This window comes from Georgenia sp. X1117 (assembly GCF_057784635.1).
Genome location: NZ_CM173492.1, coordinates 1,439,099 through 1,456,664, shown reverse-complemented (window position 1 = coordinate 1,456,664; position 17,566 = coordinate 1,439,099). Strand labels below are relative to the sequence as shown.

The window sequence follows — 17,566 nt, the reverse complement described above, 5'->3', positions numbered from 1 at the left end:
CGAGGAGAGGTCGATGCAGGTGGAACCGTCCGGGGCGTCGGGCGTGTCACGTCCGGGCCGGACCCGGGTCGCCTGGATCGACGCCGCGCGCGGGTTCCTCGTCGTCCTCGTGGTGGTCGGGCACGCGATGTTCTTCATGGGCCGGGGCGGCATGCCGGTCACCGAGCTCGAGCCGGCGGTCCGGGTCGTGCAGACCCTCCGCATCCCCGCCCTGTTCCTGCTCTCCGGGATGCTGTTCCGGCACGCCGCCCGCCGCCCGTGGCGGACCGTGCTCGGCACCCGGATCGTGCCCATGGTGTGGGTGATGGGCGTCTGGCTGCTCATCGAGCTGCTCCTGCGGCTCGCGCAGTATCCGAGGGAGCTGGCGATCCCGGGCGGGCTGGTGCGGTGGCTGGCCGACCAGGCGCTGCTGCCCGAGGACTACCTCTGGTTCATCTGGTCGCTCGCCGTGATGACGATGGTGGCGCGCCTCCTGCGCGGGTACCCGGTCGTCCTCGGCGCACTGGCGCTGGCCATGATCCTCAGCCCGGTCCACCCGGACCTCGGCGCCCGGACGGAGCCGTTCTTCACCCAGGCCCCCTTCTTCCTCCTCGGCTTCCTGGTCGCCCCGGTCGTCCGGGTCCGGCAGCGGTGGCTCGTGGTGGTGGGCGCCGTGGCGGCGCTCTGCTTCATCCCCCTGGCCCTCGCGCGCAACGAGCTTGACCTCGTCCTGACGAACGACCGGGTCGACACCCTCCTGCTGGTGCTCCTCGGCATGCCGGCGGTCGCACTCCTGGGGATCGGGCTGTCCCGGATGCCCGGTGGCGGCATGTGGAGCTGGCTGGGACGCCGCACCCTGGCGATCTACGTGGCCCACATGCCCCTGATCCTCCTGGCGAGATGGAAGCTGATCGGGCCCGCGCGCCCCTTCGCCGAGTCGTTCCCCGGCGCCGAGGCCGTCATCCTCGTCCTGCTCGTCACGGGTGCCGTGGCGCTGTCCGTGCTGCTCCACGCCATCTGCGAGCGGCTGCCGTTCGACGGGATCCTGGCCGAACCCAGGTGGCTGCGCACCCTCATCCTCGGCCGGGGCGGGTCCGCGCCGTCGTCGCACCCGAAGGAACCCGCCGGATCCGACGAGCACACGCGTGCGAGAGGCGGATCCGCGCCCAACTGACGCGCGTGCGTCGGCGGCACCTCGACCGACAGGACGCCGTCGGACACGTGAAGAGTGAACGGACGGATCGGTGCCGTTCCGTCACGCCGGACGTCGGCGTGACCGTGACGTCCGCTGAATCCGAGCGATCAGTTCAGGTGCCGGAACTCCGGCCACAGCTCGGCCCACGGCGCGACCGGCCCCTCGCAGAGGAGGAGCGCCTCACCCTGCTCCGCGGTGTCCACCCCGACGCCGTTGTCGAGCTCGCCGGCCACCTCGCACGAGGCGAACGAGGAGATGCGGCTCTCGAGCCCGACGAGGACCACGATCTCGGCATCCGCGGGCGGCCCGCCGAGGTCCCACAGCGCGTTGTGCCCGCTGACCACCGGCACGCCGCCGGAGCCGAAGCGGTCCAGTGCGCCGGCCTCGCCGTAGTTGCTCGTGATGATCGCCTGCGCGCCGCCGTCCGCGGCCGCGCGGCGGATCTGGGCGGTGTACTCCTCCCACCCGACCTGCTCCGCCGTCGCGGGGTTGACGGCCGCCAGGCCGGAGTCGCCGAAGGTCTCGACCGGCAGCACCGGCAGCGAGGTCAGCGCGCACCCCGCCGCGTTGACGACGATCGCCCCCACCACCAGGGCGCGCCTGGCGCGCGTGCGCGCCCACTCGGCCACCGGCACCGACCCGACGGCGACGAGCGTCCCCAGCACGCCGACCGGGTAGTACGCCTGCGTGCCCCCGAGCAGCGTGAACGCCACGACGACCACCAGCGTCGGCACGAGGAACCGCACCGGTCGCCACTCCGGGCGCCGCAGCAGGGAGACGACGGCCACGCCCCAGAACACCGCGAGCACCGGCCCGACCATGAGGACGAGCATCGGCCAGACCATGACCCGCACCTCGGCGCCGTTCTCCGCCCCGAGCGCCGCCCCCATCTCGAGCTGCGGCCACCCGTTGGTCGCCTGGTAGAGGATCGCCGGGAGCGCCAGGACACCCGCGGCGGCGACGCCGGCCCACAGCCAGCCCGACCGGAACCAGCGGCGCGGCCCGAGCGCGGCGAGCCCCACGGCGATCCCGAGCAACAGCACCGCCGTGAGCAGCTTGTTGGCCGACCCCACCCCGGCGACGGCTCCGGCCGCGAGCCACCACCGCCCGTCGTCCCGGAGCACCGCGCGCATCGCCAGCAGGAGCACCGCCGGCCACAGCACGAGGTCGACCGAGGTGGTGAACAGGACGTGCCCGAACGCCAGGGTCAGCGTGGCCCCCGCCATGCCCCAGGCGGTCAGTGCCTGCGCGAGCCGCCCACCGCCGACCTCCCGGGTCACGGCCGTCAGCAGGGCGAGCGAGGCCATGGCGCACAGCAGTGCGACGACACGCAGGGCGACCACCGAGTCGCCCAGCACGGTGATGGCGGCGCTCGCGAGCAGCGGCGTGAGCGGCGGCTGGTCGATGTACCCCCACGCCGGCGGCAGCATCCGGAAGTACAGCTCGTCGCGGTGGTAGCCGTACTGCGGCGCGAGCACGAGGAGCACGACCCCGAGCACGAGCATCGCCGCCGCGACGTGACGCCACGCGAGAGGGGAGCGCGCGACGTCGGGGGAGCGCACGACGTCGGGCACGGACATGCGCGGAGTCTGACAGCCCGGACCGGCCCGCACAGCCCCCGGGCCACGTGGAGTCTTCCCCCGCCGCCCGCGCGGGCCTAGCCTCGAGGCCGAGGTCCGCCGGTGGGCCGCGAGGGGAGTGGTCCGCCATGAGCACCTACGTCCTCATCCACGGCGCAGGCGAGGGCGCCTGGGCGTGGCACCTCGTGGAGCCCGAGTTCCGCTCGCAGGGGCACGACGTCGTCGCCGTCGACCTGCCCGCCGACGACGACGCCGCGACGCTCGGGGACTACGCCGACACCGTCGTGGGGGCGGTCGGTGAGCGGCGGGACCTGGTGGTCGTGGGCCACTCGTTCGGCGGGTTCGTCGCCCCGCTCGTCGCCGATCGGCTGCGCGCGGGCGTGCTGGTCCTCCTGGCCGCCATGGTGCCCCGGCCGGGCGAGGCGCCCGGGCAGTGGTGGGAGAGCACGGGCTACCCCGCCGCGGTGGCCGAGCAGGCCGCACGCGACGGCGGACTGACCGGCAACCCCGACCCCTTCGTCGGCTTCTACCACGACGTGCCGCGGGAGCTGGCGCAGGAGGCCATGAGGCGGGAGCGCCGCCATCCCTCGGCCGCGTGCATGGCCGCGCCCTGGCCGCTGCCGACGTGGCCCGACGTGCCCACCCGGTTCCTGCTCTGCCGTGACGACCGCTTCTTCCCGCCCGACCTCTTCCGCCGGCTCGTGCCGGAACGACTGGGCATCATCCCCGACGAGATGCCGGGCGGTCACTGCGTCGCGCTCAGCCGCCCGCGCGAGCTCGCCGGGTGGCTGCACAGGTACGCCGACGGCGCACGGGAGGTCGGGAGGGACTGAGGCGTGCGCCGACGACGTCGCCGCCACGCTGACCGGCCGCGGCGCTTCCGTGCACGAGGAGGTGACGGAGCGGGGCGCCGGGTTCGTCACCGCCTCGGTCGTGGACCCGTTCGGCAACGTCCTCGGCCTCATGCACAGCCCGCACCGGGGCGGGCAGCACTGACGGCGACGCGACGCCGTTCAGTGGGCGGTTCGTGCGCCGTCAGCACCTGTTCATCGGCCATACGTACGGTCCGGATCATGAGGACCTCGTGGACGACGACCGACCGGCACGCACGACCCACCCGGGTGCGGGGCCGGCTCCCTCGCGCGTTCTCCCTCTGGGCGGTCGGGTCCGCGCTGGTCCTGGCCGGATGCGCGGGCGCCGACGATCAGGGGAGCGCTGACGCGGAGCAGGAGCCGCCGACGGACGCCGGCACGGACGGTGCAGCAGTCTCGCCCACGGAGGCGGCCTCGGACGGTGCGGGTGAGGGGGCGGCGGACGGGCTGCGCATCGCCGTCGCCACCAACGAGCCCTGGGGCACCTATCACTTCGACGACGTGCTCGACGAGGTGGAGGAGGGCGGCGCCACCTTCACCCAGATCGTCCCGGACATGTCCGAGGTCGATCCGGAGTCTCCCGTGCCGGTCCGGACCCTCGACGAGGTGCGCCCCGAGGACGTCGACCTGCTCGTCGTCAACGGCGCCACGGAGTGGCCCGCCGAGGTCGTCGCGGCGCTCGAGGACGTCCCTGTGGTGGCGAGCTCCTCGGCGTACCTGCTGGCCGAGGAGGCCCCCTTCGCCTCGGACGTCGAGGAGCGGCTGGTCGCGGTGACCGCCGGTTCCGAGGCGGAGCGGGAGACCTTCGCCGTGCACCTCGGGGTGGACCCCGGCGAGATCGACGTCGTCGGGACCCCGGCGCTGGACGACGTCCCGGAGCGCGAGCCCGAGCAGGACACCGTGGTGGTGCTGACGTCGGTGACCTACGAGGACGAGACCGGCGCGGCCGCGCCCGGCAGCGAGCTGCTCCTCGAGGCGGCCCAGGCGCTCGACGCGGACGGGTGGGAGGTCGTCGTCGGGCTCCACCCCCGCGAGGACGAGTCGCTGTGGAGCGACTTCGAGATCGCCGAGGAGGGGTCGGTGGAGGCCGCCGCCTCGGCGGAGGTCGCCGTCGGCATCCCCGGATCGGTCTTCCCACAGATCGCCGCGGTGGGGACCCCGCTGGTCGGGGTCACCGACGAGGGGCTGGAGGTGCCGGACTACCTCGACGGCCTGTCCGAGAACGCCGACACCGTCGACGGGGTCATCGACGCCGTCGAGCGGGCCGAGCCGCTCGACCAGGAGGAGGTCGAGGCCGTGACCGGTCCGCTCGGGGGCGCCGGGGAGACCCTGGTCGAGAGCTGGACCGGCGCCGCGCAGGCGGCCGCCTCCTGAGCTGCAGTCCGGGCAGGACTGCCCGACGGGTAGCGTCGGCCGGGTGTTCGTCAAGATCTGCGGCCTGAGTACCCCTGAGGACGTGCGCGTGGCGCGCGAGGCCGGCGCCGACGCGATCGGGGTGGTCATCAGCTCCTCGAGCCCGCGTGCCGTGGAGCCGGCGCTCGCGGCCGAGCTCGTGGCCGGCGCCGAGGGCCTGACCACCGTGATGGTCTGCCACGACCTCGCTGTCGACGACGCGGTCGCGACCGCCCGGGAGATCGGCGTCGACGTCCTCCAGCTGCACGGCTACGACGAGGCCGACAACCGCCGCGGCGCCGCGCTCTTCGACCGGGTCTGGCGGGCGACCTCGGCGACCGTGGGGCCCACGACCGTGGGCGCGCACGGCGAGGAGGCCCTCCTGCTCGACTCACGCACGCCCGGCTCCGGTGAGCCCTGGGACCTGTCGGTGCTCGACCGGCGCCCCGAGGGGCGTTGGCTGCTCGCCGGCGGTCTCGACCCCGACAACGTCGCCGCCTCGATCGCTGCCGCGCAGCCCTGGGGTGTGGACGTCTCCAGCGGGGTGGAGTCCGTCCGCGGGACCAAGGACCACGAGCTCGTCCGTCGGTTCGTGGCCGCCGTCCGCGGTCGCTGACCAGCGCCCGACGGCGCTCGCCGGGCACCTGCGCGCGATGGTGGCCGTCCGTCGTCGGGCAGGGGTGAGCGCCCCGGCGGCGATGTGCCTGCCGCCGGGGCGCTGACCGCATCAGGGCCGGTGACCTCCCGGTCAGCGACCCTGCGGCGTCAGGCCCGCGAGAGCCTGCGCATGAGCAGCCCGCCGACGACGAGCAGGCCCGCGATCCCCGCGAGGGGGAGCGAGGCGCCGGCGCCGGTGGCCGGGAGCTCGTTCACCGTGCCGGCAGTGCCCGTGGCCGAGGGGGCCGCGGAGTCGCCACCGGTCGAGGACTCCACGACGACGGGGCCGGCGTCCACGCTGGGACGGCGGTCGTCGTCGGACGGGTCGCCGCCCTGGTCACCGGGCACCGTCGGGTCCACCGCGTCCGTGGGGTCCGTCGGGTCCGTCGGGTCCACCGGGTCGGTCGGGTCCGTGGGGTCGGTCGGGTCGGTCGGGTCCGTGGGGTCGGTCGGGTCCGTGGGGTCGGTCGGGTCGGTCGGGTCCGTGGGGTCGGTCGGGTCGGTCGGGTCCGTGGGGTCCGTCGGATCGGTCGGGTCCGTGGGGTCCGTCGGATCGGTCGGGACGACCTCTTCGATGATCTCCGTCCTGCCGAGCAGCGTGACGTTGATGTCACCGACATCGATCGGCAGCGTCACGGGCAGGGTGATGAGGTTGCCCGAGAGCAGGTCCTCGATGAGCGAGCCGCCACCGGTCGAGCTGGAGCCGGCTGCCACGTCCACCTCCGAGACCGGAGCCGCGCCGGCGGGGGTACCCGTCGACGTCCGCTCGATGGTGGTCTCGCCCAGGAGGGCGAGGTTGATGTCGCCGAGGCTGATGGGTGCGGTCACCGGTGCTGTGATGGTGTTGTCCGCGACGACGTCCTCGACGAGGCCGGCGTCGGAGCCGGTGTCGCCGGTGGTGGTGACATCGGTGGTGGCGACCGGTGTGGCGGGTGCCGTGCCGGTCTGGTTGGTCTCCTCGATCGTGGTCTCGCCGAGGAGGTTGAGGTTGATGTCGCCGAGGCTGATGGGTGCGGTCACCGGTGCGGTGACAGTGTTGTCCGCGACGACGTCCTCCACGAGGCCCGCCTCGACGGCCTCGGTGCTCTCGGCCGGCGTGGTGGTGACCTCGGTGGTGGCGACCGGTGCAGCGTGTGCCGGCTCCTGGGCGGTCTCCGCCTCGGTGGTCTCCTCGATGGTGGTCTCGCCCAGGACGGTGGCGGTGACGTCGTCGACGTCGACCGGGACCGTCACGGGTGCGGTGACAGTGTTGTCCGCGACGACGTCCTCCACGAGGCCCGCCTCGCCGGCGTCGGTGTTCTCGCTCGGCGTGGTAGTGACCTCAGTCGTGGCGACCGGCGCGGCGTGTGCCGACTCCTGGGCGGCCTCTGCCTCGGTGGTCTCCTCGATGGTGGTCTCGCCCAGGACGGTGGCGGTGACGTCGTCGACGTCGACCGGGACCGTCACGGGTGCGGTGACAGTGTTGTCCGCGACGACGTCCTCGACCAGGCCGCCGTCGTCAATGGTGTCCTCCGCGAGGCTCTCGTCCGAGGCGGGCTCCTCGACCGGAAGGGTCGCGGTCCCGGCCGGCGCGACGTCCTGCGCCGTCGACGGCTCCCGACCGTCCGCGGAGTCCTCCGCGGCCGGGGCGACCTCGACGACCGAGGTCGGTGCGGGCTCGGCGGGTGCCGGCTCGCTGGAGCTGATGCTCGTCTCGCCCAGCACCGTGGCGGTGATGTCGCCGAGGTCGACGGGGACGGTCACGGGCAGGGTGACGGAGTTGTCGGCGAGGAGGTCCTCCACCAACCCGTCACCGAGCGATCCGTCGTCGGCGTGGGCGGCGGCCGCCCCGGCGACGATCAGGCCGCCCGCGAGCACCGAGGCTCGCAGGGCGCGTCGAAGAAAGGTGTGCATGATCGTGTCTCCTTGTGTCTGCCATGGGTGCGCTCTCGCGCGGGGGTGCGTCTGCCGGCACGCGGCCGGCCGGGCACACCTCAGGCAGGGGAGACGGGGACCTCTCGGACGACGTCGTTCGGCACACGGTCGGCGGAGTCACCGACCGGCCAGGAGAGTGTGAGGGGGTCGAGACGGAAGCGGGCACCGTCCGTGGAGTCGGTGCCGGCGGCACGCAGCGGCGCCGTGTCCGTGACCTGGGAGAGGACCACGTGGCCGACGCCGCCCATGCCATGACCCGGGTTCACCGACGCGAGCGCGTGGGGAGCCTCGTCCTGCGCGGCGGACTCCGTGGTGGTGGCGGCCGCGGCGCCGGTGGTCCCCTCCTGGGCCGTCACCGGCTGCGTCGCAGCGGGACCGGCCGTGGTGGCGGCGGGCTCGACGGCGTCGTCGACGGCGAGCGGGGCCGGTGCGGGGGTGGGCGTCGGTCGGTCGGGCGCCGCATCGATCGCCGCGGGCGTCTCCGCCACCGGCTCCGGCGTCGTCTGGTCCTCCTCAGGCACCTCCGGGACGGTCGGCGGCGTGGCCGGGCCGGGCTCAGGGGTGGGGGCGGGTGCAGGTTCGGGCCCCGGCGCGGGCGCAGGCGTCGGGGTGGGCGGCAGGACCTCGGGCAGGAGCTCGCCGACGTCGACCACCGGGTCGACCACGGGCTCCACCACCGCCACCACGTCCTCGAGCGTCGGTGCGAGCGGTCGCAGCACCGGTTCGACCACCTCGACGACGGGCGCGGCCGCCTCCAGCACCGGGTCGAGCACGGGGCGCGTGGCTCCGAGGACGGGATCGACGAGGGCGCCGACCGGTGCGAGGACCGGGGGCAGCGACTCCGCGACCGGCGAGACGACTGGTGCGGCAGCCTCGAGCACGGGATCCACGACCGGGGCGACGACGTCGTCCACGACCGGCGTGAGCACCGCGCCGGTGAGTGGTGAGACCTGGTCGGTCACCTCGCCGAGCAGCCCCACCACGGGTGCGGTCAGTTCCTCGACCGGGGTGGTCACCTCCTCGAGGACCTCCCCGACGGCGCCGGTCAGCGCGGTGAGCGGGGCCCCGTCGCGGTCCTGGGCCGGCGGCTCCGCCGGCTGGTCGCTCGGGCTCGGCTGCGCGTCGGGAGCCGCGTCGTCCGCAGCCTCGGCGGGGGCCGCCGTGGCGGGGGCGTGCGCGGTCTGCTCGTCCGTGTCGGCGGGCGGTGTCCCGGCCGCGTCGGAGATGGCGGCAGCGGCCTCGTCGGCCGACTCGGAGATGTGGGCTGCCGCCTCGGCGATCGGGTCAGAGACGTCGGCAGCGACCTCGGCGGCCGGGTCGGCCGGCGACGGTGCCGACGGCTCCACCGCGGTGGACCCCTCCGGCTCCGGTGCCATCGTCGGTGCGGGAGGTGCGTCCGGTGCGGCGGGAGCCGGTGCCTGCTCCGGGAGGTCCGCGGGAGAGGGAGCCGCCGGCTCGTCCTCGACCGTCGGTTCGTCCCCGACCGCCCCCTGCTCCTCTGCGCTCTCCTCGGCACCCGGCGCGGGACCGGTGAGGTGCTCGGCGACCGGGTCGAGGAGGTGCTCCGTGAGGGGATCGAGGACCCCGGCGAGAAGCTGTTCGACGAGCCCGGGGGAGTCCTGCTCGCCGTCGTCGGCGGTTGCGGGTGAGGCGAGGGCGATGCCGGCGGCGGTCAGCCCGACCAGGCCTCCGACGGCGCCCAGACCGCGGGCGGCCCAGCGGGGCAGGGGCGATGACCCCCGGCGCTCCGCGTCGGACCGCATGACTCCCCCTCGCCGATTATGTGTTCTGAATCTCACTCTAGTGGCAGATCTCGAACGGTCAACAGCCCGGGACCGTCCGTTCCGGATGCGGGGGCACGAGCAGCACCGGCCCCGGGACCGTGACCGGTCCCGGGACGCCGACGCACGAGGTGACGCGCTGCGACGAAGGGCGCGGTGCGGTGACAGTCCCGTGGCAGACTGCGCGCGGTCGGGGGCGTCGGACGAGGGGCACGGGATGGGCAGGCCACCGCGGCTCAGCGGCGAGATCTTCCGGATGAACGTGGCCTCGACGATCGCGCTCGCCGTCACGCTGGTGGCCTTCGTGCCGTCGATGATCGTCCGGGTCGAGCAGGTCGATCAGTACCCGACCCTCCGGGACTGGTTCCGCGACTACCTCGGCGACCTCTTCCTGCCGATCTTCCTCGTGTTCTGGGTGGTCTTCGCCGCCGTCCACGTCCTGCTCACCCACCTGGTCTTCAGCCGGATGCTGCCTGCGCAGCTGCGGGGCGTCGCCCGTGCGCAGGACCGCGGACGCACCTCGTGGTGGCGGTCGATGCTGGGCGACGTCAGCGCCGAGTCCTGGGCGGTCCAGGGTGCCCTGGTGGCGGCCGCCGGGGTCCTCGCCATCGCCCAGACCGACCAGTTCCGCTCCTCGGTGTGGATGCTGCTGCTCGGCGTGGCCGCGAGCGCCGGCTCCTGGGTGCTCATGGCCTACCAGTACGCGATCCGGTACATGCGCATGGACGCCGGGCGGGACGCGCTGGAGTTCGACCTTCTCGGCGAACCCCGGTTCCAGGACTACCTCACGCTCTCGGTGCTCACCTCGACGATGTCGGGCTCTGGCGTGCGGTTCAGGACGAGCCAGGGCTGGACGGTCGCCCGGACGCACTCGATCATCGCCTTCGCCTTCAACACCGTCATCGTCGCGATGACGGTCAGTCTCCTGGTCGGGGGTTTCGGGGACTGAGCGCGGGCGCCGGCTGTCCCGAGCGCCCGGCGGCGCGCGGGAGGGGGGAATGAACCGGCCCGGCCCGTGGCGGTCGCGTAGGGTCTGCGCACGGCGGCGTGACCGGTACCAGCTCCGCACCACCTCCGCGCCGCCCGATCCTCCCCCGCTGTCACCGTCGACAGAAATGAGATCGCATGGACTCCGTCATCCTCCTGCTCGTCGGCCTGGCGATCTTCGCCGCCGGCTACCTCGTCTACTCGAAGTACCTCGGTGAGCGCGTCTTCCGGCTCAACCGTGCCTTCGTCACCCCGGCCCACGAGAAGAACGACGGCCTGGACCACGTCCCCACCAACAAGTACGTGCTCTGGGGGCACCACTTCACCTCGGTCGCCGGCGCGGCGCCGATCGTCGGCCCCGCCGTCGCGGTGATCTGGGGCTGGCTCCCGGCCTTCCTGTGGGTCACCATCGGCACCGTCTTCTTCGCCGGCATGCACGACTTCGGCGCGCTGTGGGCCTCCGAGCGCAACAAGGGCCGATCCATCGGAGCCCTCGCCAGCCGGTACATCGGCCGCCGCGGCAGCTACGTCTTCCTGCTCGTCATCGCGCTGCTGCTGCTCATGGTCATCGCCGCCTTCGCGGTCGTCATCACCGACCTGCTCATCGCCAACCCGTCCGCGGTCATCCCCTCCTGGGGGGCGATCCTCGTCGCGCTGCTCGTGGGCATCTCCGTCTACAAGCTCCGCCTCAACCTCGGCGTGGTCACGATCGTCGGCGTCGTCGCCCTGTACGCGCTCATCGTCCTCGGCGACGCCTACCCGGTCGTCCTGCCCGAGACGGTCCTGGGCATGAGCCCGGCGACGTTCTGGATCGTCGCCCTGTTCGTGTACGGCGCGATCGCCTCGCTCCTGCCCGTGTGGCTGCTGCTCCAGCCGCGCGACTACATCAACGGCGTCCAGCTCTTCGTCGGCCTGGCCATCCTCTTCGCAGGCACGATCGTCGCCGGACTCGTCCACGGCAACGGGTTCGTCGGTCCGATGCTCAACGACGCCGTCCCCGACGGCACGCCGTCGATGTGGCCGCTGCTGTTCGTCACCGTGGCCTGCGGCGCGATCAGCGGCTTCCACGGGGCCGTCGCCAGCGGCACGACCTCCAAGCAGCTCGACAAGGAGACCGACGCCCGGTTCGTCGGCTACTTCGGCGCCGTGGGTGAGGGCATGCTCGCGCTCGGCTCGATCATCGCCACGACCGCCGGCATCAGCACCGTCGCGCGCTGGGACGAGATCTACAGCGCCTTCAACCAGGGCGGCGTCAACGCCTTCGTCGAGGGTGGCGGCAACCTCATCGAGATGGGGCTCGGCCTGCCCGCCACCCTGTCGGCCACGGTCCTGGCCACCATGGCCGTGATGTTCGCCGCGACGACGATGGACACCGGCATCCGCCTGCTGCGCTTCGTCTTCCAGGAGGCCGGCGAGGCCGTGGGCCTACGGATCAACACGCTCGTGGGCACGCTCCTCGTCGTCGTGATCGGCATGGGCCTGGTCTTCAGCCAGGGCACCGACGGCTCGGGCGGTCTGACGATCTGGCCGCTGTTCGGCACCACGAACCAGCTGCTGGCCTCGCTCACGCTCGTCATCGTCTCGATCATGCTCATCCGCAAGCGGCGCAACGTCCTCGTGGCGTTCGTGCCGCTGCTGTTCGTGTTCGTCGCCGCGTTCTGGGCGGCCATCGTCCAGGTCGGCACCTTCTGGAACGGCGGGGTCGACACCAACTGGCTCCTGCTCATCCTCGACATCCTCATCATCGGCGCGGCCCTGTGGGTCGCGGGCGAGGGGGTCGTGGCCATGCGCCGCGCCCGCTCCGAGCCACCCGAGCACGAGGACGCCGACCTCGAGGACCACCTGGTCCGTGCCTCCGTGGGCGCGGCGGACTGAGACCCGTGTCCTCGTCACGCTGGGCCGCCCTGCTCAAGGGGCTGAACGACTACTACGCGGGCCCGTACCGCAAGACGTTCGACCGGGCCCGGCGTGACGAGGACGACCACTTCCTGCTCGTCGTGCTCGGGGAGTCCCTCGGGGTCCCCGACCCGGCCGCCTACTACACCGCCGAGCTGCTGCCCGCCGTCTACGAGGAGTTCCACGGCTGGCACACGCGGATGGGGATGGAGCGCAGCCCCCTGGACCACATCTCGTGCTGCTGAGCGACACCGCCGACCTGCGGGTCCTCGTCGTCGGCGGCAAGGGCGGCGTCGGCAAGACCTCGGTCGCCTCCGCGATCGCCTGGGCGCGCGCCGCCGCCGGCGAGCGTGCCCTGGTGGTCTCCACCGACCCGGCGCACAGCCTGGGCCACCTGTGGCAGACGCGGGTCGGCGACGAGCCGACGACGCTGTGGGAGGACGGCGCCGGCCGGGTCGACGGGATCGAGGTCGACCCGGCCCGCACCGTCGAGCGGCACCTGTCCGCCGTCGCCGGGGCGATGGAACGGCTCCTGCCCGAGCGGCTGCACGCCGCGGCGCGGGACCACCTCGAGCGCTCCCGCACCGCTCCCGGCACGCACGAGTCCGCCACGCTCGAACGGGTGGCACAGGCCCTGGAGACGGGCCTGGACCGCTACGACGTCGTCGTGCTCGACACCGCCCCCTCGGGGCACACGCTGCACCTGCTGGCCCTGCCCGAACGGCTGACCGGGTGGACCGAGTCCCTCCTGGCCAACCGCGACCGCTCCGAACGCTTCGCCGTGGCCTACGGCGCGCTCGGCGGCACCCGGGACACCTCCGACCGGGACGCCGAGCTGCGGCGCACCCTGCTGGCCCGACGGGCCCGGTTCTCCCTCATGCGCGACCTCCTGCAGGACCCCACCCGCACCGGCTTCGCGCTCGTGCTTGTCGCCGAGCCCCTGCCTGCGGCGGAGAGCTTCGAGGTGGCCGAGCAGCTGGCCGCCACCGGGGTGCCGCTCGTGGGAGTGGTGGCCAACCGCCTCGCGCCGGCGGGCCCCATGCCCGCGCGACGCCGGCGCGAGGAGGACCTGCTCCGGTCGCTCAACCTCGGCGCCCCGGTCACGCGCGTCGAGCTCGTCGACGACCTCGTCGGGCTGCCCGCCGTGACGGCCGTGGCCCGCGGGCTCGGTGCCCCGGCCGGTCCCTGACCCGGGTCCTGCAGCCGGTCACCCCAGCGGCAGGGCGGCCCGCACCGCGAACCCGCCCTCCGGCGTCGGGCCGATCTCCACGTACCCACCCAGGGCGCGGACCCGTTCGCGGATCCCGGCCAGCCCCAGCCCCGTGCCCGGGGCGCGGACGGGTGCCGTCGCGCCGGCCTCGGCGGGACCGTTGACCACCGCGAGCTCGACCTCCTCGGCCCTCGTGCGCACGGTGACGGTGACCTCGGCGCCGGGGGCGTGGCGCAGGGCGTTGCTCAGACCCTCCTGGACGATCCGGTAGGCCGTCAGCCCGGTCGCGGGCGGCACCGCGTCGAGGTCCGCCTCCTGCTCGAGCACGATCCGGGCGCCCGAGCTGCGCGAGGTGTCCACCAGGTCGGTGACGTCCCCGAGTCCCGGCTGCGGGGCGAGGTCGGCGTCGTCGTGTCCGCGGAGGATGCTCAGCAGGCCACGCATCTCGGCCAGCGCCGTGCGCGAGGAGTGCGCGATCGAGGAGAACTCGGCCTCGACCGGCGCGGACATCCCCTCCAGTCGGAACGGGGCGGTCGTGGCCTGGACGCTGATGACCGACATCGAGTGCGCGACGACGTCGTGCATCTCCTGGGCGATCCGGTTGCGCTCCTGCAGCTCGCTGCGCCGACCGGACTCCTCGGCCCGGGCCTGCTGCTCGGCCTCGAGCGCGTGCCGGCTGCGCAGGAGCAGCCCGACGCCGCTGCCGGCCGCCAGCAGACCGGCGCCGACGCTCGCGCACACGATCGCGTTGGCGAGCGCGCCGCCCGCGTCGGGCCCGACGACGAGCGCGACGATCGAGAGGAGCGCACCGCCCACCCACAGGCCGGCGCCCCAGCGCCACCCGTGCCGCAGCGCGAGGACGAGCAGCGTGAGCAGGTAGGCGATCATCGTGGGGACCGGCCACGGCCACGGGGCCGACGTCGACGCCACCGCCGCGGTCGCCACGGCTGCCGCGAGGGCGAGTGCGACCGCGACGACCGGCCAGCGCACGGCCGCGACGAGCGCCCCCGAGCTCGCGAGGGCGAGCACCATGGAGATCGCGACGTGGACGCCGTGGACGTTGGTGAGGACGGGCCAGCCGACGGCGAGCAGGATGACGGCCGCGTAGATGCCGACCAGCCACGTCCAGCCCAGGCGGGACGAGCGCAGCACGAGGAGGTCCGCCAGCGGGTCGCGGTTCTCGGCGGCGCTCATCGCGCCACCTGCTCGCGCCCGGCCGGCGCACCCGTGTCGCCGAGCGCCACCGCGGTCGCGCCCGCGTCCATCAGCGCCATGAGGCGCACGACGGGCGGGGTGGTGAGGGCCAGCAGGAGCCCGGCGATACCGGTGAGGAGGGCGTCGGCGGCGAAGCTCTGCGCGAAGGAGTCGGAGATCCAACCGTCGGGGAGCTGGAACAGGAGCCACTCGATACCGGTCATCGCGTCGTCCTCGGGGAGGAAGATTCCCCAGAACCAGTAGGTGAGCCCGCCCAGCGCGGTGACCGGCCAGACGATGGACACGGTGCCCGTGAGCAGGCGCAGCGGGAGGGCGAGGAGACCCTCGAAGAGCAGGTCGAGCCAGCGCCTCGGGTCGGCGAGGAGCCGGATCCAGCCGCCGAGCCCCCCGCGGTGCTCGCGGTAGCGGGGCGTCGCGACGTCGGCACCCCAGACCCGCAGCCGGGACCGGGAGATCTGGGCGAACCCGGTCGCGGTGACGAGGGCGAGCGGGAGGATGACCGCGCCGATCCAGATGATGAACGTCGCCACCCCGACAGCGAACAGTGAGACGAGCACGGCGAACGCGATGATCGACAGGACCATGCCCGGCAGGAGGTAGCCGAGGTCGCGCCCGAGGGTGCGCACGGCGCGCCCGATCCGCGAGCCGCGCGGTGCGGTGGAGGTGGTCATGGGGTCACGTCCGTCTCTGGTGGTCATGGACAGTGTGGCGGAGCCGACTGGTGCGTCGGTGGTCGTGGACATGACAGGGACTGTCGCCGCACGCCTGCCCGCCGCGCGTCACCCTCGGGGGTGAACCCGACCCCTACCTGCGGGTGGTCGTGCACCGCCGGAGGGCAGCGGCCCCGCCGGCGCGAGAGGCCCCGCTACCGTGACCGGGTGAGCAGCGCACCGACCTCCGCCGGGCCGACCATCCGGGTCGCCGTCGTCGACGACCAGGCGATGGTGCGGCAGGGCTTCGGCGCCCTGCTCGACGCCCAGACGGACATGACGGTGGTGGGCAGCGCCGCCGACGGCAGCGAGGTGGTCGACCTCGTGCGCCGCACCAGCCCCGACGTCGTCCTCATGGACATCCGCATGCCCAGGGTCAACGGCCTCGACGCCGCGCGCGCCGTGTTCGCCATGCCCGGCGACACGCACCCGCGCATCGTCATGCTCACCACCTTCGACGCCGACGAGTACGTCTTCGCCGCCCTCGAGGCCGGCGCGAGCGGCTTCCTGCTCAAGGACGCCACCGCCGACGAGCTCGCCGGCGCCGTGCGCGTGGTCGCCGCCGGCGACGCGCTGCTCTCCCCGGCGATCACCCGCAAGGTCATCACCGACTACGCGAGCCGCCCCTCCGGACGGCCCGACGCCACCGTGCTGGCACCGCTGACCGAGCGCGAGCTCGACGTCATGCGGCTCGTGGCCACCGGCCGCTCCAACGGCGAGATCGCCGCCGAGCTCTACCTCGGCGAACAGACCGTGAAGACCCACGTCTCGCGGATCCTGTCCAAGCTCGGGCTGCGGGACCGCACCCAGATCGTCGTCACCGCCTACGAGTCGGGGCTGGTCGCCGTCGGCCGGTAGCCACCGGCGGGGGCGTGCCCCGGCCCCAGCCCGAGGTGCGAGCGCAACGAGGTGCCCGCGTACTCGCGGCGCAGGTGACCGCGCCGCTGGAGCTCGGGGACCACGCCGTCGACGAAGTCCGCCAGCGAGGAGGGCAGCAGGGCGGACATGACGACGAACCCGTCCGCCGCCTCCGCCTCGACGATCGCGCACAGCTCGTCCGCCACGGTCCGCGGCGAGCCGACCGGCATCGGCTTGAGCTGGCTGATCGCCTGGCGCACCGCCAGCTCGCGCACCGTGAGGTCCTCGGCCCGGCTCGCCCGGAGCAGCATGTCCTCGAAGCCCTCGCTACCGGTCGCACCCCGGTGCGCCATCAGCAGGTCCACCGCCGGAGCGTCCGGGGCGAGCCCCTCGGCGTGCAGGAGCCGCCCGAGGATCACGAGCACCTCGCGCTCGTCGAGCAGGTCCGCCAGCTCGGCGAGCCTGGCGTGGGCCGCGGCGTCGGTCGGGCCCACCACGGGTTGGACGGCGGCCAACACCCGCAGCTCGTCGGGGTCCCGGCCGGCGGCGGCCGCGCGCTCGCGCAGGTCCGTGCGCAGACGCCGCATCGCCGCCGCGTCCTCGGCGACGACGAACACCACCTCCGCCCACCGCGCCGCGAAGTCCCGGCCCCGCGGCGAGGCGCCGGCCTGCATGAGCACCGGGTGACCGTGCGGTCCGGGCGGCAGCGAGAGCGGGCCGCGGCTCAGCCCGCCCTCGACCCGTCCGACCAGGTCGGACTCGGCGAACACGCGCCGCTCCCGGTCCTGCACCAGGGCGTCCGGCTGCCACGAGTGCCACAGGTCGAGGACGGTGGACACGACGTCGTCGGCCCGGTCGTAGCGCTCACCCTTCGGCGGGATCGCCGCCATCCCCATGTTCCTCGCCTCGGCGTCGGTCGTGGAGGTGACGACGTTCCACGCCGTCCGGCCGCCGGAGAGGTGATCGAGGCTGAGCATGGTGCGGGCGATCGCGTACGGCGGCAGGAAGGTCGTCGACATCGTGGCGCCCACGCCCAGGTGGGTGGTCGCGCTCGCGGCGACGCCGGCCAGCGTCACCGGGTCGAGGTGGATGGTGCCCTTCCCACCGGTGCGCAGGGCCGTGGCGACGCTGCCCCTGCCGTCCTCGGGGACGGCAAGGGCGTCGGGGAAGAACATCATGTCGAACCGGCCGCGCTCGAGGGTGCGGGCCAGGTCGGCGTAGAAGCCCGCCGTCAGCCAGTCGGTGCGGGTCAGCGGATGCCGCCATGCCTGCGCGTACTGGCTGGTGGGGGCGTCGACGAGGGCGACCAGGTGCATGGAC

Annotated in this window: 15 protein-coding genes; 9 read left to right on the top strand and 6 right to left on the bottom strand. The window is 73.9% G+C overall.

The features are described from left to right. Window positions 1-13 precede the first annotated feature (13 nt). Window positions 14-1,153, top strand: a complete 1,140-nt coding sequence (locus AC3D3D_RS06600) for an acyltransferase family protein (protein WP_463662556.1) — start codon at window positions 14-16, stop codon at window positions 1,151-1,153. Window positions 1,154-1,281: 128 nt separating this feature from the next. Here the strand turns inward: AC3D3D_RS06600 and AC3D3D_RS06595 are convergent, their stop codons facing one another. Next, entirely contained in the window at window positions 1,282-2,754 is a 1,473-nt protein-coding gene (locus AC3D3D_RS06595; RefSeq protein WP_463662557.1) for an ArnT family glycosyltransferase, read from the bottom strand. A gap of 128 nt (window positions 2,755-2,882) precedes the next feature. On the opposite strand from AC3D3D_RS06595, the gene AC3D3D_RS06590 reads away from it, so the two are divergent. The 3 genes from AC3D3D_RS06590 (at window position 2,883) to AC3D3D_RS06580 (ending at window position 5,634) form a co-directional block, all read left to right on the top strand. Next, window positions 2,883-3,587, top strand: a complete 705-nt coding sequence (locus tag AC3D3D_RS06590) for an alpha/beta fold hydrolase (protein ID WP_463662558.1) — start codon at window positions 2,883-2,885, stop codon at window positions 3,585-3,587. A 240-nt stretch (window positions 3,588-3,827) separates the two neighbouring features. Further along, window positions 3,828-5,000 carry a hypothetical protein gene (locus tag AC3D3D_RS06585; protein WP_463662559.1) on the top strand — a complete coding sequence of 391 codons (1,173 nt, stop codon included), beginning with the start codon at window positions 3,828-3,830 and terminating at the stop codon, window positions 4,998-5,000. Between the two features lie 43 nt (window positions 5,001-5,043). Beyond that, complete coding sequence (locus tag AC3D3D_RS06580) at window positions 5,044-5,634, top strand: phosphoribosylanthranilate isomerase (RefSeq protein WP_463662560.1); 591 nt, start codon at window positions 5,044-5,046, stop codon at window positions 5,632-5,634. Between the two features lie 149 nt (window positions 5,635-5,783). On the opposite strand, the gene AC3D3D_RS06575 is transcribed toward AC3D3D_RS06580, so the two are convergent. Both AC3D3D_RS06575 and AC3D3D_RS06570 read right to left on the bottom strand, forming a co-directional pair. Next, window positions 5,784-7,568, bottom strand: a complete 1,785-nt coding sequence (locus AC3D3D_RS06575) for a hypothetical protein (RefSeq protein WP_463662561.1) — start codon at window positions 7,566-7,568, stop codon at window positions 5,784-5,786. Between the two features lie 80 nt (window positions 7,569-7,648). Further along, window positions 7,649-9,352 (bottom strand): hypothetical protein, encoded by a 1,704-nt coding sequence (locus AC3D3D_RS06570; RefSeq protein ID WP_463662562.1) that lies wholly within the window; start codon window positions 9,350-9,352, stop codon window positions 7,649-7,651. A 235-nt stretch (window positions 9,353-9,587) separates the two neighbouring features. On the opposite strand from AC3D3D_RS06570, the gene AC3D3D_RS06565 reads away from it, so the two are divergent. The 4 genes from AC3D3D_RS06565 to AC3D3D_RS06550 all read left to right on the top strand — a co-directional run bounded on the left by AC3D3D_RS06565 (window position 9,588) and on the right by AC3D3D_RS06550 (window position 13,442). Further along, window positions 9,588-10,319: a DUF1345 domain-containing protein gene (locus AC3D3D_RS06565; protein WP_463662563.1), complete on the top strand. Its 732-nt coding sequence runs from the start codon at window positions 9,588-9,590 to the stop codon at window positions 10,317-10,319. Between the two features lie 176 nt (window positions 10,320-10,495). Beyond that, window positions 10,496-12,232 (top strand): carbon starvation CstA family protein, encoded by a 1,737-nt coding sequence (locus tag AC3D3D_RS06560; RefSeq protein WP_463662564.1) that lies wholly within the window; start codon window positions 10,496-10,498, stop codon window positions 12,230-12,232. A 5-nt stretch (window positions 12,233-12,237) separates the two neighbouring features. Continuing rightward, window positions 12,238-12,498, top strand: a complete 261-nt coding sequence (locus tag AC3D3D_RS06555; protein ID WP_463662565.1) for a cory-CC-star protein — start codon at window positions 12,238-12,240, stop codon at window positions 12,496-12,498. Continuing rightward, window positions 12,489-13,442 (top strand): ArsA family ATPase, encoded by a 954-nt coding sequence (locus tag AC3D3D_RS06550; RefSeq protein ID WP_463662566.1) that lies wholly within the window; start codon window positions 12,489-12,491, stop codon window positions 13,440-13,442. Before AC3D3D_RS06555 ends, AC3D3D_RS06550 begins: the two co-directional genes overlap by 10 nt. Before the next feature lie 18 nt (window positions 13,443-13,460). Here AC3D3D_RS06550 and AC3D3D_RS06545 read toward each other — a convergent pair whose 3' ends face one another. Both AC3D3D_RS06545 and AC3D3D_RS06540 read right to left on the bottom strand, forming a co-directional pair. Then, complete coding sequence (locus AC3D3D_RS06545) at window positions 13,461-14,657, bottom strand: sensor histidine kinase (protein ID WP_463662567.1); 1,197 nt, start codon at window positions 14,655-14,657, stop codon at window positions 13,461-13,463. Further along, complete coding sequence (locus tag AC3D3D_RS06540) at window positions 14,654-15,349, bottom strand: sensor domain-containing protein (protein ID WP_463662568.1); 696 nt, start codon at window positions 15,347-15,349, stop codon at window positions 14,654-14,656. The genes AC3D3D_RS06545 and AC3D3D_RS06540 overlap by 4 nt, the downstream gene beginning before the upstream one ends. 270 nt (window positions 15,350-15,619) lie before the next feature. On the opposite strand from AC3D3D_RS06540, the gene AC3D3D_RS06535 reads away from it, so the two are divergent. Continuing rightward, window positions 15,620-16,246, top strand: coding sequence for a response regulator (locus AC3D3D_RS06535; RefSeq protein WP_488512628.1), 627 nt, complete (start codon window positions 15,620-15,622; stop codon window positions 16,244-16,246). Here the strand turns inward: AC3D3D_RS06535 and AC3D3D_RS06530 are convergent. After that, window positions 16,213-17,562: an NtaA/DmoA family FMN-dependent monooxygenase gene (locus tag AC3D3D_RS06530; RefSeq protein ID WP_463662570.1), complete on the bottom strand. Its 1,350-nt coding sequence runs from the start codon at window positions 17,560-17,562 to the stop codon at window positions 16,213-16,215. The two genes, AC3D3D_RS06535 and AC3D3D_RS06530, sit on opposite strands and share 34 nt — an antisense overlap. Between the last annotated feature and the right edge of the window lie 4 nt (window positions 17,563-17,566).